Source organism: Rhizobacter sp. (assembly GCF_035702065.1).
In the GTDB taxonomy this organism is placed as follows: domain Bacteria; phylum Pseudomonadota; class Gammaproteobacteria; order Burkholderiales; family Burkholderiaceae_C; genus Rhizobacter.
In genome coordinates, this window is record NZ_DASSRA010000346.1 from 1 (window position 1) to 13636 (window position 13636).

Annotated in this window: 14 protein-coding genes, 1 tRNA gene and 1 pseudogene; 13 read left to right on the plus strand and 3 right to left on the minus strand. The window is 66.5% G+C overall.

The genetic code is table 11. The features are described from left to right. The 7 genes from VFL64_RS15310 to VFL64_RS15340 all read left to right on the plus strand — a co-directional run. Positions 1-456 (plus strand): alpha/beta fold hydrolase (locus VFL64_RS15310; protein ID WP_489541247.1); only part of this gene is annotated, 456 nt, incomplete at its 5' end. Position 457: 1 nt separating this feature from the next. Next, positions 458-2701, plus strand: a complete 2244-nt coding sequence (locus VFL64_RS15315; protein WP_489541248.1) for a RelA/SpoT family protein — start codon at positions 458-460, stop codon at positions 2699-2701. Positions 2702-2738: 37 nt separating this feature from the next. Next, positions 2739-2813 (plus strand) — tRNA-Val (locus VFL64_RS15320). An 82-nt stretch (positions 2814-2895) separates the two neighbouring features. Further along, on the plus strand, positions 2896-3189 hold the full coding sequence (locus VFL64_RS15325; RefSeq protein WP_489541249.1) for a hypothetical protein: 294 nt from the start codon (positions 2896-2898) through the stop codon (positions 3187-3189). A gap of 86 nt (positions 3190-3275) precedes the next feature. Further along, positions 3276-3860, plus strand: a complete 585-nt coding sequence (gene phaR, locus VFL64_RS15330; RefSeq protein ID WP_489541250.1) for a polyhydroxyalkanoate synthesis repressor PhaR — start codon at positions 3276-3278, stop codon at positions 3858-3860. A gap of 30 nt (positions 3861-3890) precedes the next feature. Then, a complete protein-coding gene (gene rimO, locus VFL64_RS15335) occupies positions 3891-5270 on the plus strand; it encodes a 30S ribosomal protein S12 methylthiotransferase RimO (RefSeq protein ID WP_489541251.1) in 1380 nt (459 codons plus the stop codon). Beyond that, the gene (locus VFL64_RS15340) at positions 5267-6454 is read left to right on the plus strand and encodes a cystathionine beta-lyase (RefSeq protein ID WP_489541252.1); all 1188 of its coding nucleotides are present in this window, start codon (positions 5267-5269) and stop codon (positions 6452-6454) included. The genes rimO and VFL64_RS15340 overlap by 4 nt, the downstream gene beginning before the upstream one ends. 91 nt (positions 6455-6545) lie before the next feature. Here the strand turns inward: VFL64_RS15340 and smpB are convergent, their stop codons facing one another. Then, positions 6546-7010, minus strand: coding sequence for an SsrA-binding protein SmpB (gene smpB, locus VFL64_RS15345; protein ID WP_489541253.1), 465 nt, complete (start codon positions 7008-7010; stop codon positions 6546-6548). A gap of 46 nt (positions 7011-7056) precedes the next feature. Here smpB and VFL64_RS15350 point away from each other — a divergent pair, with 46 nt between their 5' ends. After that, positions 7057-7506 (plus strand): type II toxin-antitoxin system RatA family toxin, encoded by a 450-nt coding sequence (locus VFL64_RS15350; protein ID WP_489541254.1) that lies wholly within the window; start codon positions 7057-7059, stop codon positions 7504-7506. Further along, a complete protein-coding gene (locus VFL64_RS15355) occupies positions 7493-7783 on the plus strand; it encodes an RnfH family protein (RefSeq protein ID WP_489541255.1) in 291 nt (96 codons plus the stop codon). Before VFL64_RS15350 ends, VFL64_RS15355 begins: the two co-directional genes overlap by 14 nt. Positions 7784-7794: 11 nt before the next feature. Here the strand turns inward: VFL64_RS15355 and VFL64_RS15360 are convergent, their stop codons facing one another. After that, a complete protein-coding gene (locus tag VFL64_RS15360; protein WP_489541256.1) occupies positions 7795-8349 on the minus strand; it encodes a DUF4124 domain-containing protein in 555 nt (184 codons plus the stop codon). A gap of 208 nt (positions 8350-8557) precedes the next feature. Between VFL64_RS15360 and guaB the strand changes: the two genes are divergently transcribed. From guaB to thpR, 4 genes are all read left to right on the plus strand, one after another. Continuing rightward, entirely contained in the window at positions 8558-10027 is a 1470-nt protein-coding gene (gene guaB / locus VFL64_RS15365) for an IMP dehydrogenase (protein ID WP_489541257.1), read from the plus strand. Positions 10028-10102: 75 nt separating this feature from the next. Next, positions 10103-11314, plus strand: coding sequence for an MFS transporter (locus VFL64_RS15370; RefSeq protein WP_489541258.1), 1212 nt, complete (start codon positions 10103-10105; stop codon positions 11312-11314). 7 nt (positions 11315-11321) lie between these two features. Next, positions 11322-12938: a glutamine-hydrolyzing GMP synthase gene (gene guaA / locus VFL64_RS15375; protein WP_489541259.1), complete on the plus strand. Its 1617-nt coding sequence runs from the start codon at positions 11322-11324 to the stop codon at positions 12936-12938. A 7-nt stretch (positions 12939-12945) separates the two neighbouring features. Continuing rightward, positions 12946-13530, plus strand: a complete 585-nt coding sequence (gene thpR / locus VFL64_RS15380) for an RNA 2',3'-cyclic phosphodiesterase (RefSeq protein ID WP_489541260.1) — start codon at positions 12946-12948, stop codon at positions 13528-13530. A 1-nt stretch (position 13531) separates the two neighbouring features. On the opposite strand, the pseudogene VFL64_RS15385 reads toward thpR, so the two are convergent. After that, a pseudogene (locus VFL64_RS15385) lies at positions 13532-13636 on the minus strand (DUF72 domain-containing protein); the annotation flags it as partial.

Here is a 13636-nt window from a genome sequence, read left to right on the forward strand (position 1 = left end):
CCCAGCTCGCTCGCGCGCATCGGCAGCTACCTGGGCCTGCCTGCGCGCTGGAAGACGCTGGACGAAGCGGCCGATGCCCTGTTGGCCATCTCGCAGGGCTTTGGCCCCCACACCCGCGAGCAGTGGCTGGCGCTGACCCGGCCGATGCTCAAGCCCGATGGCGATGGCTTCGTGCCGCACTACGACCCGCAGATTGCCGTGCCTTTCCGCGCCATCACGCCCGAGGCCGCCAAGGTGGGCGAAGCCATGATGTGGGCGATGTACGACAGCCTGCGCTGCCCGACGCTGCTGCTGCGTGGCGCCGAATCCGACCTGCTCACCGCGGCCACCGCTCAGGCCATGGCCGCGCGCGGCCCCAAGGCCGAGCTGCGCGAGTTCGCCGGTGTTGGGCACGCGCCCATGCTCACCTCTCCAGACCAGATCGCAGCGGTGCGGGAGTTCTTGCTGCGCGCATGAGATGAAGACGGGTCCGCTGGACAGCCTCACCACGGCTGCCGCCATCGTTCAGCTTGCCGACGTGGCGCCTGAAGAATCGCGCGAGGCCGAGGTCTCGCAGCTCGCTCGTGCGCGTGCCTTCGCCGAGCCACTGCTGGTGGGGCAAGTGCTCGACACCGGCGAAGACGCCTGGGTTCACGCTGAAGGCGTGGCCAACATCCTGCTCGGCATCGGCGCGGCGCCCTCGATGGGCGCGGCCGCGTATCTGGTCTACGCCGGCGACTACTTGAGCAAGCCGGATGAGGTGGTCAGCAAGGCCTTCGGTCCGTCGTACGCCGGGCTGGTGACGCACACCCGCAAGCTGGTGCAGATCCAGCGCGCCGCGCGCGAGGCCGAGGTGCAGGACGAGAAGCGCGCCGAGCAGACCGAGCGCGTGCGCAAGATGCTGCTCGCCTTCTCGCGTGACCTGCGCGTGGTGCTGTTGCGCCTGGCGTCGCGCTTGCAGACGCTGCGCCACTTCGCCATCAGCAAGCAGCCGTGCCCGCCCTTGCTGGCGCGTGAGTCCATGCAGGTGTTTGCGCCGCTGGCCAACCGCCTGGGCATCTGGCAGATCAAGTGGGAGATGGAAGACCTGGCCTTCCGTTTCCTGGAGCCGGAGCAGTACAAGACTGTCGCCCGCATGCTCGACGAGAAGCGCGTCGAGCGGGAGCAGGGCGTGGAGGCGTTTCGCCGGCAGCTGAGCGACGACCTGGCGCGCAACGGCCTGCGTGCCGAGGTGCAGGGCCGGCCCAAGCACCTCTACAGCATCTGGAAGAAGATGCGCGGCAAGGGCATCGACATCGCGCACGTGTTCGACGTGCGGGCTGTTCGCGTGATCGTTGCCGACGTGCCCGAGTGCTACGCGGTACTGAGCCGCGTGCACGAGCTGTGGCGCGCGGTGGCGGGCGAGTTCGACGACTACATCGCACGGCCCAAGGGCAATGGCTACCAGTCGCTGCACACCGTGGTGCTCGACGCCCAGGATCGGCCCGTGGAGGTGCAGATCCGCACCCGCGAGATGCACGAGCACGCCGAGCACGGTGTGGCGGCGCACTGGGCCTACAAGGAGGCGGGCGCCAAGGGCTACGCCGGCGTCAGCGCCAGCGGCGACTTCGACGCGCAGGTGGCCGAGGCGCGCAAGGCCGTGCTGCGCCAGCTGCTGGCCTGGGAGCGCGACTTTGCCGAGTCCGATGAAAGCGCGTCGTCGGCCGGTGCGGTGTTCGACGACCGCATCTACGTTTTCACGCCGCAGGCTGCGGTGATCGAACTGCCGGCAGGCGCCACGCCCGTCGACTTTGCGTACACCGTGCACACCACGCTCGGCCATCGCTGCCGCGGGGCCAAGGTCGACGGCGTGATGGTGCCGCTCAATACCGCACTCAAGAGCGGGCAGACGGTGGAGGTCACCACCATCAAGGAAGGTGGCCCGTCGCTCGACTGGTTGAACCCCGAGCTGGGCTACCTGCAGAGCGCACGCTCCAAGGCCAAGGTGAGGGCCTGGTTCAACGCCTTGGCGCTGCAGGACACCATTGCCCGCGGCCGCGACGCAGTGGAAAAGCTGCTGCAGCGCGAGGGCAAGACGGCGTTGAAGCTGGATGACCTGGCGGCCCGCCTCGGCTTCCGCAACGCCGATGCCTTGTTCGAGGTGGTGGGCAAGGACGAGTTTTCCCTGCGCAACATCGAAGCGCTGCTGCGGCCGGCCGAGCCCGCACCGTCGGCCGACGATGTCATCGCCTTGCGCCGGCCCCGCTCCGAAGGCTCGCCCACGGGGGGCGTGCTGGTGGTGGGGGTCGAGTCGCTGCTGACCAGCCTGGCGCGTTGCTGCCGGCCTGCGCCGCCGGACGCCATCGGCGGCTACGTGACGCGAGGCAAGGGTGTGGCGATCCACCGTGCCGACTGCATCAACTTCCGCCAGATGGCGCGGCGCACGCCCGAGCGGGTGATCGCCGTGGCCTGGGGGGCGCCGGGCAAGGAAAAGCCGGCCCTGTACCCCGTGGACGTGCTGGTCGAGGCGGCCGACCGGTCAGGGCTCTTGCGCGACATCTCCGAGGTATTTGCCAAGGAGAAGATGAACGTGACAGGGGTCAATACGCAGACGGTGAAGGAGGTGCGTGGCGGCACCGCCTGGATGACCTTTACCGTCGAAGTGGCCGATTCGGCGCGCCTCGCGCAGGTGCTGCAGGCCGTGGCTCGCATCGATGGTGTGCGAAGTGCACGCCGCAAGTGATGAGGCCGGCCGCAAGTGATGTTATAGTCGCGGGCTCGGGCGGTTAGCTCAGTGGTAGAGCGCCTCTTTGACGTGGAGGATGTCGGGAGTTCGACCCTCTCACCGCCCACCAAACACGTCAGCCGATCAAGAGCCTGCCCCGCGAGGGACAGGCTCTTTTTCTTTGCCGCAGCCAATCAGCCAGGAACATCCCCATGGAAATGACGCCGCGCCGCCAGCAGATGATCGACGCCCACGTCGCCGAGACGCATGCGCTCATGGCCGACTACGCCTTCGAGCTCAACGACCTGGTGCGCTTTGCGCTTTCCGCCGCCAAGGAAAAGGGCCACAAGGTCTACTACCCGATGGACCCGGTCAATGAATGCATCCGCAATTGGGAAGGGTTGAGCAAGCGCGTGGCCAAGCTCGCCGCGCAGCTGGAGCAGACCCGCCAGCGGCTGGGCGTCCCGCCCTTCGATCCAGAAGCGCCGGCGGCGTCGGATCCTTGAGCCAGCAGGCGGGAAAACCCTCCGCAGTGCAGCAATGCAGGCTTCTAGAATCTTTTTTGCACACTGGTTTTACTGGAGTTCCCTGAATGGCACAGACCCGCCGCGCTTCGACACCCGACGATGGCAGCGCCGACGGCAACAGCCCGCGCGTTCTCAAGAAATACCCCAATCGCCGTCTCTACGACACGCAAACCAGCAGCTACATCACGCTGGCCGACGTGAAGAAGATGGTGCTGGAAGGGCAGGATTTCGTGGTGCGCGACGCCAAGACCGGGGACGAACTCACACGCAGCATCCTGCTGCAGATCATCCTGGAAGAAGAAACCGGTGGCGTGCCGATGTTCTCGTCTCAGACGCTGGCGCAGATCATCCGCTTCTACGGCCACGCCATGCAGGGGATGATGGGCTCTTATCTGGAGAAGAACCTCCAGACCTTCACCGACATCCAGATGCGCCTGGCCGAACAGTCCAAGGGCTTGCTCGATCCCAACGTGATGAACCCGGAACTGTGGACGCAGTTCCTGAACGGGCAGGCTCCTGCCGTGCAGGGCCTGATGGGCAACTACCTCGAGCAGTCGAAGAACATGTTCGCCCAGATGCAGGAACAGATGGCCAAGCAGGCCGAGACACTGTTCCCGGGGATGCCGGGCTTCAACCCACCCAAACGCTAGTCTCGCGGTCATTTGGGGGAAAATCCCCGGATGACGCAAGACACACTCGCCCCCGCGGCGCCCAAGATCGGCTTCGTTTCCCTGGGCTGCCCCAAGGCGCTGACCGACTCCGAACTGATCCTCACGCAACTGCGCGCCGAGGGCTACGACACCTCCAAGACTTTCGCCGGCGCCGACCTGGTGATCGTCAACACCTGCGGCTTCATCGACGATGCGGTGAAGGAAAGCCTCGACACCATCGGCGAGGCGCTGGCCGAGAACGGCAAGGTCATCGTCACCGGCTGCCTGGGCGCCAAGGCGGGTGACAGCGGGGGCAACCTGGTGCGCCAGATGCACCCGAGCGTGCTGGCCGTCACCGGCCCGCACGCCACCAAGGAAGTGATGGACGCCGTGCACCTGCACGTGCCCAAGCCGCACGATCCCTTCGTCGACCTGGTGCCCGCGCAAGGCATCAAGCTCACGCCGCGCCACTACGCGTACCTGAAGATCAGCGAAGGCTGCAACCACCGCTGCAGCTTCTGCATCATCCCCAGCATGCGAGGCGACCTTGTCTCGCGCCCCATCGGCGACGTATTGAGCGAAGCTCAGCGCCTGTTCGAAGCCGGTGTGAAGGAACTGCTGGTGATCAGCCAGGACACCAGCGCCTACGGTGTCGACGTGAAGTACCGCACCGGCTTCTGGGACGGCAAGCCCGTCAAGACCCGGATGCTCGACCTGTGCGAGAAGCTGGGCGCGCTTGCCAGCCGGCACGGTGCCTGGGTGCGCCTGCACTACGTGTACCCCTACCCGCACGTCGACGAGATTCTTCCGCTGATGGCCGAGGGTCTGATCCTGCCCTACCTCGACGTGCCTTTCCAGCATTCGCACCCCGACGTGCTCAAGCGCATGAAGCGGCCGGCCAACGGCGAGAAGAACCTCGACCGCCTGCAGCGCTGGCGCGAGATCTGCCCGGAGCTGGTGGTGCGGAGCACCTTCATTGCTGGCTTCCCTGGCGAGACCGAGGCCGAGTTCGAGCACCTGCTCGGCTTCATGCGCGAGGCGCAGATCGATCGTGCCGGTTGTTTCGCCTATTCGCCGGTGGAAGGTGCGACCGCCAATGCATTGCCCGACCCGGTGCCGGCCGAGTTGCGCGAGGAGCGCCGCGCGCGCTTCATGGCCGTCGCCGAAGAGGTGTCGGCCGCCAAGCTGCGGGGCCGTGTCGGCGCAACCATGCAGGTGCTGGTCGACTCGGCGCCCGCGCTGGGCCGCAAGGGCGGGGTGGGTCGCAGCTACGCGGACGCGCCCGAGATCGACGGCAGCGTCAAGCTGCTGCCGCCGGAGAAGGCGTCCAAGACCCTGAAGGTGGGGGAATTCACCCGGGCGCGCATCGTCGGCACGCAAGGCCACGACCTCGTCGCCCAGCCGATATGACGCAGGACAAGCGCACCGGGCTGATCCACCACCCCTACGTGCCGCCTGCTGGCTTCGATGCGGTGGCGCCGGGGGTGCACAAGGCCTCCACGGTCATCTTCCCGAACGTGGCGGCGCTGCAGGCCCGCAGCTGGCGGTCCAAGGCTGGCTACACGTATGGGCTGCATGGCACCCCGACCTCGTTCACGCTGGAAGAGCGCATCGCCACCCTAGAAGGTGGCTTGCATACCCTGCTCGTGCCCAGCGGGCTGGCCAGCATCACCCTGGTCGACATGGCCTTGCTCAGGCAGGGCGACGAGGTGCTCATTCCCGAGAACGCCTATGGGCCGAGCAAGGAATTGGCGCGCAACGAGCTGGCGAACTGGGGCATCACCCACCGCTTCTATGACCCGATGGACGCGCGCGGCTTGGCCGCCCTGATCACACCGCAGACCCGCGTGCTGTGGCTGGAAGCCGCCGGCTCGGTAACCATGGAGTTCCCCGACCTGCCCGCGCTGGTGAAGGTGGCTCACGAACACGGCATCACGACCGCGCTCGACAACACTTGGGGCGCTGGCCTGGCGTTCAATCCCTTCGACCTGACGCCGGATGGCGAGCCGCTGGGTGTGGACATCTCCGTGCAGGCGCTGACCAAGTACGCCTCGGGCGGCGGCGACGTGCTGATGGGCTCGGTCACCACCCGGGACGAGGCGCTGCACCTGAAGCTCAAGTTCTGCCACATGCGCATGGGCTGGGGCGTGGGTGGCAACGACATCGAACTGGTGTTGCGCTCGCTGCCTTCGCTGCCGCTGCGCTACGAGGCGCACGATGCGGCCGCGCGCACCTTGGCGGCCTGGTGGTCGCAGCGCCGTGAGGTGACCCAGGTGCTGCACCCCGCATTGCCCGGCGCACCCGGGCACGAGTGCTGGAAGGTGCTGTGCAGCCGCGCTGCGGGCCTCTTCTCGGTGGTGTTCAACGAGCGCTACCGTGCCGAGCAGGTCCATGCCTTCCTCGACGCGCTGCGGTTGTTCAAGCTAGGCTATTCCTGGGCCGGGCCGGTTAGCCTGGCTGTGCCCTACAACCTGGCCGGCATGCGCGAACAACCCGCCTACCGAGGGGTGCTCGTGCGCTTCTCGGTGGGGCTGGAAGCCCCGGCGGACTTGATCGGGGATTGCCAGCAGGCCTTGCAGGCGCTCGGCCCCTGATCAGTTCTTGCCCTTGGGCCCTGACGAGACCTTGTGTCGCATCAAGCGGCCCTTGTGGCTTCGCCGAAAGGGCCATGCCTCGCTTTGCGAGTCAGTCCTTCGGACCTGATGAGACTTTGTGTCTCATCAGTCGTCCCTTTTCCCGATCCCAATCGCGCTTCTTCTCGGTGTTGCGCTTGTCGTGTTCGGCCTTGCCCTTGGCCAGTGCGATCTCGGCTTTGACGCGACCGCCCTTGTAGTGCAGGTCGAGTGGCACGAGGGTGAAGCCTTTCTGCTCCACCTTGCCGATGAGGCGCTTGATCTCTTCCTTGTGCATCAGGAGCTTCTTGGTGCGGTCGGCTTCTGGGCTGATGTGGGTCGAAGCACTGCGCAGCGCGTTGATGCGGCAGCCGATCAGGTAGAGCTGGCCGTCGCGGATGACCACGTAGCCATCGGTGAGTTGCACCTGGCCGGCACGGATGGCCTTGATCTCCCAGCCTTGCAGCACCATGCCCGCCTCGTAGCGTTCTTCCAGGTGGTAGTCAAAGCGTGCGCGGCGGTTTTCTGCAATCGACATGGGCAAGAGGTGAGGCTGGATGCCCTCAATACAATCTGTGCATTGTATGAAGCACGTCAAGAAGTCAGTTCTTCTCTCGTATTCCGCGGCAGAGATGTACGCACTCGTCACCGCGGTGCCGGACTATCCCAAGTTCCTCCCCTGGTGCGAGAAGGCCGAAGTGGTCGCCCAGGACGATCTCGGCATGACCGCCCGATTGCACCTTGCCTACGGCGGCTTGCGCCATGCCTTCACGACACGCAACACGCATGTCGGCGACAGCAGCGTGCTGATGTCTTTGGTGGACGGGCCATTCTCGATGCTCGATGGGGCATGGCGCTTCTTGCCCTTGGTGCTGGCCGGAGACTCCCACGCCTGCAAGATCGAGTTCGAGATGCGCTATGCGTTCAGCAGCTCCCCGCTCGAAGTTGTCGTGAGCCCGGTCTTCGACCGCATCGCGAACACCTTCGTCGACGCCTTCGTCAAACGGGCAGAGCAGGTCTATGGTGCCCGCTGAGCTGCACATTGAAGTTGTCTACAGCCCTGTGGCAGGCGCCACCCGTCAGGTGGTGCTGAGCCTGCCTGCGGGCAGCACCGTGTCAGACGCCTTGCGCGAGGCGTGCCCCGAGTTGCTTGGGCAAGGTTTGGCCATGGGGGTGTGGGGCAAGCTGCGCGCCCTGGACGACAGCTTGCGGGACAAAGACCGCGTGGAGATCTACCGGCCCTTGCTCGTCGATCCGAAGGAGGCTCGGCGCCAGCGATACCAGAAGCAGCGCGCCGAGGCAAAGCGCTGAGTGGGCAGGGCCTACTTGCAGTCGCTGGCGACGATGTCGCGGGCCCGCTTGCTTTCTTCGGCGCGGCCCTTGTCGTCGAGGATCTCGCGTTCACCCTTGTCATTGACGCGCGCCATGCGCATGCCATCGTCCAAGGCTCGGACCTGCGCCTTGGCACGCTGGCAGTTTTCTGCGCGCAAGGCCTTCTGCTTCTCTTCTTCGGCACGACGCTTCGCCGCTTCCTCGTCGGCTGCCTTGCGGCGCTTGGCCTCGAGTTCGGGCTCGACGGCCTGGGCCGGGCCGCTGGCTCCGGGCAGCGCACCGGAGGCTGCCAACGCCGCGGCCGCAGCCTGTGCGCTGTTGGGGGCGAAAGCCGGCGCCCTGCGGGCGGCGCTGCCGCTTGGGCGCTGAAGGATGTCCGCATCGCTTACCGATTGAGGCGGCGGCAGGTCGCTGTACTGCACATGGCCGCTCTTGTCTTTCCACTTCCACTGAGCGAATGCCGGGTTGCTCAGGCTGAGCGTCACGAGGGCTCCGAACGCCAGAACGGTGAGCCGCGCAATGGGGAGAGGGCGAGCGAATGTCATCGCGAAAGTGTAGTCGCGCACAACTGGTTACGAGGTGCCTTCAGAGGCCCTTGTCCGGTTTTGCCCGCCCCGGGCGCAACGCAGTGGCGCATTCCGTGAACTATTGCCGGCGAGTACGCCAAGCATGTGATTTGACACGCCCTGACGGCTCGGCTGAAGCAGCCTGACGGCGATCCGTATAATTCGCTTTTGCGTCAGGAGCTTCCTCATGCGCCTTCTAGGCAAAGCACTCACCTTCGACGACGTGTTGTTGGTGCCGGCTTTCTCTCAGGTGTTGCCTCGCGACACCACGCTGTCCACCCAGTTCTCCCGCAACATCCGCCTGAACCTGCCCCTGGTGTCCGCCGCCATGGACACGGTGACAGAAGCCCGATTGGCAATCGCCATCGCGCAGGAGGGTGGCATCGGGATCGTCCACAAGAACCTTTCCCCCAAGCAGCAGGCTGCCGAAGTGGCTCGCGTCAAGCGCTACGAATCGGGTGTGCTGCGTGACCCGATCACCATCTCGCCCGGCGTGCCTGTGCGCGACGTGATCAACCTCTCGCGCCAGCACGGCATCTCGGGCTTTCCGGTGCTGGAAGAGGGCAAGGTGGTGGGCATCGTCACCGGCCGCGACCTGCGCTTCGAAACGCGCATGGACATCCCGGTGCGCGAGATCATGACGCCGCGCGAGCGGCTCATCACGGTGCGTGAAGGCGCCACCCTGGCCGAAGCCAAGGCGCTGATGCACAAGCACAAGCTGGAGCGCGTGGTGGTGGTCAACGAAGCCTTCGAGCTGCGAGGCCTCTTCACGGTGAAGGACATCACCAAGCAGACCAACTTCCCCAATGCCGCCCGGGATTCTCACGGCAAGCTGCGCGTGGGCGCGGCGGTGGGCGTGGGCGACGGCACCGAGGAGCGCGTCGACCTGCTGGTCAAGGCCGGCGTCGATGCCCTGGTCGTCGACACTGCCCACGGCCACAGCGCCGGCGTGATCGAGCGCGTTCGCTGGGTCAAGCAGAACTACCCGCACGTCGACGTCGTCGGCGGCAACATCGCCACCGGCGCCGCGGCACTGGCGCTGGCCGAAGCGGGGGCTGATGGCGTGAAGGTCGGCATCGGCCCCGGCTCCATCTGCACCACCCGCATCGTGGCCGGTGTGGGCGTGCCGCAGATCACCGCCATCGACAACGTGGCCAAGGCGCTTGCCGGCTCCGGCGTGCCGCTGATTGCCGACGGCGGCATCCGCTACTCGGGTGACATCGCCAAGGCCATCGCCGCCGGTGCGCACACCGTGATGATGGGCGGCATGTTCGCAGGCACCGAAGAGGCGCCGGGTGAGATCGTGCTGTTCCAGGGCCGCAGCTACAAGAGCTACCGTGGCATGGGTTCGATCGGCGCCATGCAGCAAGGCTCGGCCGACCGCTACTTCCAGGACAACACCGGCGCCAACCCGAATGCCGACAAGCTCGTGCCTGAAGGCATCGAAGGCCGTGTGCCCTACAAGGGTTCGATGGTGAGCATCGTCTTCCAAATGGCCGGCGGCCTGCGTGCCTCCATGGGCTACTGCGGGTGCGCGAGCATCGACGACATGCGCAACAAGGCCGAGTTCGTCGAAATCACCTCGGCGGGCATCCGCGAGAGTCACGTACACGACGTGCAGATCACCAAAGAAGCGCCCAACTACCGCATGGAGTGACGCGGGGCCCGCCCCGTGTCAGCAACGCCCTTGAGTTCAACCCCTGTAGAAGCCGCTGCGGACCGCCCGGCGGCGATGCGGTTCATTCTCTTGACGGTGCTGATCGACATGGTGTCGATCGGCCTCATCATCCCGGTGCTGCCCGAACTCGTGGGGCGTTTCACCGCCAACCGCACCGAGCAGGCCTTCTGGTTCGGCGCGATCATGTTCACCTTCGGGGTGGCGAACTTCTTCTGTGCGCCGGTTCTGGGCGCGCTGTCGGACCGCTATGGCCGCCGGCCGGTGTTGCTGATCGGCTTCTGCGGTTTCGCGTTCAGCTACTTCGGGACCGCGCTTGCGGCGACGCTGTGGCAGCTGGTCGCGATCCGCCTCGTGAGCGGTGCACTGCAGGCCAATGTCAGCATCGCCAACGCCTATGTGGCCGACATCACGCGGCCCGAAGACCGCGCCCGGCGCTTCGGCCAGATCGGCGCGATGTTCGGGCTCGGGTTCATCCTCGGCCCGGTGATGGGGGGGCTGCTGGGCGCCATCGACATCCACCTGCCGTTCTACGCCTCGGGCGCGCTGGCCCTGCTCAACCTCGTCTACGGCTACTTCGTGCTGCCCGAGTCGTTGCCTGCGCATCTGCGCAAGCCGCTGACCTGGAACGCGCTCAACCCGATCCAGGCACTGACGCAGCTGAGCAAGCTCGAAGGCGTGGGCATCCTCGTGCTGGTCGTGGCCTTCGGTGCGCTGACCGACGCGGTGCTGCGCAGCTCCTGGGTGCTCTACACCGGCCTGCGCTTCGGCTGGGGCCCGCTGCAGAACGGCTGGTCGCTGTTCGCGGTGGGCGTGCTCTCGGTGCTGGTGCAGGGCGTGCTGCTCAAGCGCCTGCTGGCGATCTTCGGCGCGCGACGCCTCGCGACGATCGGCCTCACCTCCGCGACGGTCTGCTACGTGCTGTGGGCGCTGTCGACCCAAGGCTGGATGATGTACGCGGTGATGGCGCTGAACATCTTTGGCTTCACCGTGCAGGCCTCGATCCAATCGCTGGTGTCCAACGCGGCGGACGCCTCCACCCAGGGCCGCACCATGGGGGCGGTCGCGGCGCTGACCAGCCTGATGTACGTCATCGGCCCGGTGATTGGCACCTCATTGATCGGCGTGGTGTCGCACCTGCCGCCGAACGACTGGCGCGCCGGCGCGCCGTTCTTCTTCTGCGCCCTGCTGATGGCCTCGTCCACGGCCGTCGCGCTGTGGCACTTCTCCCGGCGGCCCGCCGATCTGGCCGCCGCTTCCAATGCCTGAGCTCACCATGCACGACAAGATCCTCATCCTCGACTTCGGCTCCCAGGTTACCCAGCTGATCGCGCGCCGCGTGCGCGAAGCACACGTGCTGAGCGAGGTGCACCCCTGTGACGTCACCGACGCCTGGGTGCGCGAGTACGCGAAGGACGGCAAGCTCAAGGGTGTGATCCTCTCCGGCAGCCATGCCAGCGTCTACGAAGACACCACCGACAAGGCACCGCAGGCCGTGTTCGATCTGGGCGTGCCCGTGCTGGGCATCTGCTACGGCATGCAGACCATGGCCCACCAGTTGGGCGGCAAGGTCGAGGGCGGCCACAAGCGCGAGTTCGGTTTCGCAGCCGTGCGCGCACGGGGCCACACCGAGTTGCTGAAGGGCATTGCCGACTTCACCACCCCCGACGGCCACGGCATGCTCAACGTGTGGATGAGCCACGGCGACAAGGTCACCGAGCTGCCGCCCGGCTTCAAGCTGATGGCGTCCACCGACAGCTGCCCCATCGCCGGTATGGCCGACGAGGCCCGCCGCTTCTATGCGGTGCAGTTCCACCCCGAGGTCACGCACACCCAGCAGGGCCGCGCCATTCTCGAGCGCTTCGTGCTCGGCATCTGCGGCGCGAAGGCCGACTGGATCATGAAGGACCACATCGCCGAGGCGGTCGAGAAGATCCGCGCCCAGGTGGGTGACGAGGAGGTCATCCTCGGCCTGTCGGGCGGTGTCGACTCCTCGGTGGCTGCCGCGCTGATCCACCGTGCCATCGGCGACCAGCTGACGTGCGTGTTCGTCGACCACGGCCTGCTGCGCCTGAACGAAGGCGACCTGGTGATGGACATGTTCGCCGGCAAGCTGCATGCGAAGGTGATCCGTGTCGACGCGAGCGAGCTGTTCCTCGGCAAGCTGGCCGGCGTGAGCGATCCCGAAGCCAAGCGCAAGATCATCGGCGGCGAGTTCGTCACCGTCTTCAAGCAGGAAGCCGCCAAGCTGAAGGCCAGCGGTGCCGGCCACAAGGGTGCGACCTTCCTGGCGCAGGGCACGATCTACCCCGACGTCATTGAGTCGGGTGGTGCCAAGAGCAAGAAGGCCGTCACCATCAAGAGCCACCACAACGTCGGTGGGCTGCCCGAGCAACTGGGTCTGAAGCTGCTGGAGCCGTTGCGCGACCTGTTCAAGGACGAGGTGCGCGAACTGGGCGTGGCGCTGGGCCTGCCGCCCGAGATGGTCTACCGCCATCCGTTCCCAGGGCCCGGCCTGGGCGTGCGCATCCTCGGCGAGGTCAAGAAGGACTACGCCGACCTGCTGCGGCGCGCCGACGCGATCTTCATCGACGAGCTGCGCAACTTCCGTGACGAGGCCACCGGCAAGACCTGGTACGACCTCACCAGCCAGGCCTTCACCGTCTTCCTGCCGGTCAAGAGCGTGGGCGTGATGGGTGACGGCCGCACCTACGACTACGTGGTGGCGCTGCGTGCCGTGCAAACCAGCGACTTCATGAGCGCCGATTGGGCCGAGCTGCCGTATGCGCTGCTCAAGAAGGTGTCGGGCCGGATCATCAACGAGGTGCGCGGCATCAACCGCGTGACCTACGACGTCTCGAGCAAGCCGCCTGCCACCATCGAGTGGGAGTGAGGCCGCGATGCCTGAGCAACTCTCGTTGCCGGGCATCGAGCCGCCCAGGGCGCCGACCGATCGGCTGTTCTTCGCCTTGCTGCCCGACGCCGCTGCGGCCTCACGCATCGCGGCACTTGCGCGCCGGCTGAAGGCCGAGCTGGGGCTGAAGGGGCGGCCGCTGGCGATGGATCGCTTCCACGTCACGCTGCACTTCTTCGGCGACCACCTTGGCTTGCCCGAAGGGCTGGTGGCGGCGCTCCGGCAGGCCGCGGGGCGGGTCACGGTACCGCCCTTCAGGCTGACGTTCGACCGGGCCGGCAGCTTCGCCGGCAGGCCACGCAAGCGGCCCTTCGTTCTGCGCGGTGACGAAGGCCTGGTCTCGTTGATGGCCTTCCAGAAGTCGCTCGGAGAGGCGATGAAGGCTGTGGGCCTGGGCCGCCTGGTCGACATGCGTTTCACGCCCCATGTGACGCTGCTCTACGACGACCGCCTGGTGCCCGACATGGTGATCGAGCCCATCGAATGGGTGGCGAACGAGTTCGTGCTGGTCGACAGCCTGCTCGGCCAGACGCGCCACGTGCCGCTGGCGCGCTGGCCGCTGAGCACCTGAATCAGCCCATGCGGGCGAGCACGGCCCGGGCCAGCGCCTGGGCGGTCAAAGGCGCGCAGCCTTCGGCCTGGTTGCTGATCGTGACGTAGGCGTTGTGCCCGGCGCC

Bases quoted from the DNA above. Each gene is read 5' to 3' on its own strand.
- VFL64_RS15315 (WP_489541248.1), top strand. From the start codon at position 458: ATGAAGACGGGTCCGCTGGACAGCCTCACCACGGCTGCCGCCATCGTT.
- VFL64_RS15325 (WP_489541249.1), top strand. From the start codon at position 2,896: ATGGAAATGACGCCGCGCCGCCAGCAGATGATCGACGCCCACGTCGCC.
- phaR (WP_489541250.1), top strand. From the start codon at position 3,276: ATGGCACAGACCCGCCGCGCTTCGACACCCGACGATGGCAGCGCCGAC.
- rimO (WP_489541251.1), top strand. From the start codon at position 3,891: ATGACGCAAGACACACTCGCCCCCGCGGCGCCCAAGATCGGCTTCGTT.
- VFL64_RS15340 (WP_489541252.1), top strand. From the start codon at position 5,267: ATGACGCAGGACAAGCGCACCGGGCTGATCCACCACCCCTACGTGCCG.
- smpB (WP_489541253.1), bottom strand. From the start codon at position 7,010: ATGTCGATTGCAGAAAACCGCCGCGCACGCTTTGACTACCACCTGGAA.
- VFL64_RS15350 (WP_489541254.1), top strand. From the start codon at position 7,057: ATGAAGCACGTCAAGAAGTCAGTTCTTCTCTCGTATTCCGCGGCAGAG.
- VFL64_RS15355 (WP_489541255.1), top strand. From the start codon at position 7,493: ATGGTGCCCGCTGAGCTGCACATTGAAGTTGTCTACAGCCCTGTGGCA.
- VFL64_RS15360 (WP_489541256.1), bottom strand. From the start codon at position 8,349: ATGACATTCGCTCGCCCTCTCCCCATTGCGCGGCTCACCGTTCTGGCG.
- guaB (WP_489541257.1), top strand. From the start codon at position 8,558: ATGCGCCTTCTAGGCAAAGCACTCACCTTCGACGACGTGTTGTTGGTG.
- VFL64_RS15370 (WP_489541258.1), top strand. From the start codon at position 10,103: ATGCGGTTCATTCTCTTGACGGTGCTGATCGACATGGTGTCGATCGGC.
- guaA (WP_489541259.1), top strand. From the start codon at position 11,322: ATGCACGACAAGATCCTCATCCTCGACTTCGGCTCCCAGGTTACCCAG.
- thpR (WP_489541260.1), top strand. From the start codon at position 12,946: ATGCCTGAGCAACTCTCGTTGCCGGGCATCGAGCCGCCCAGGGCGCCG.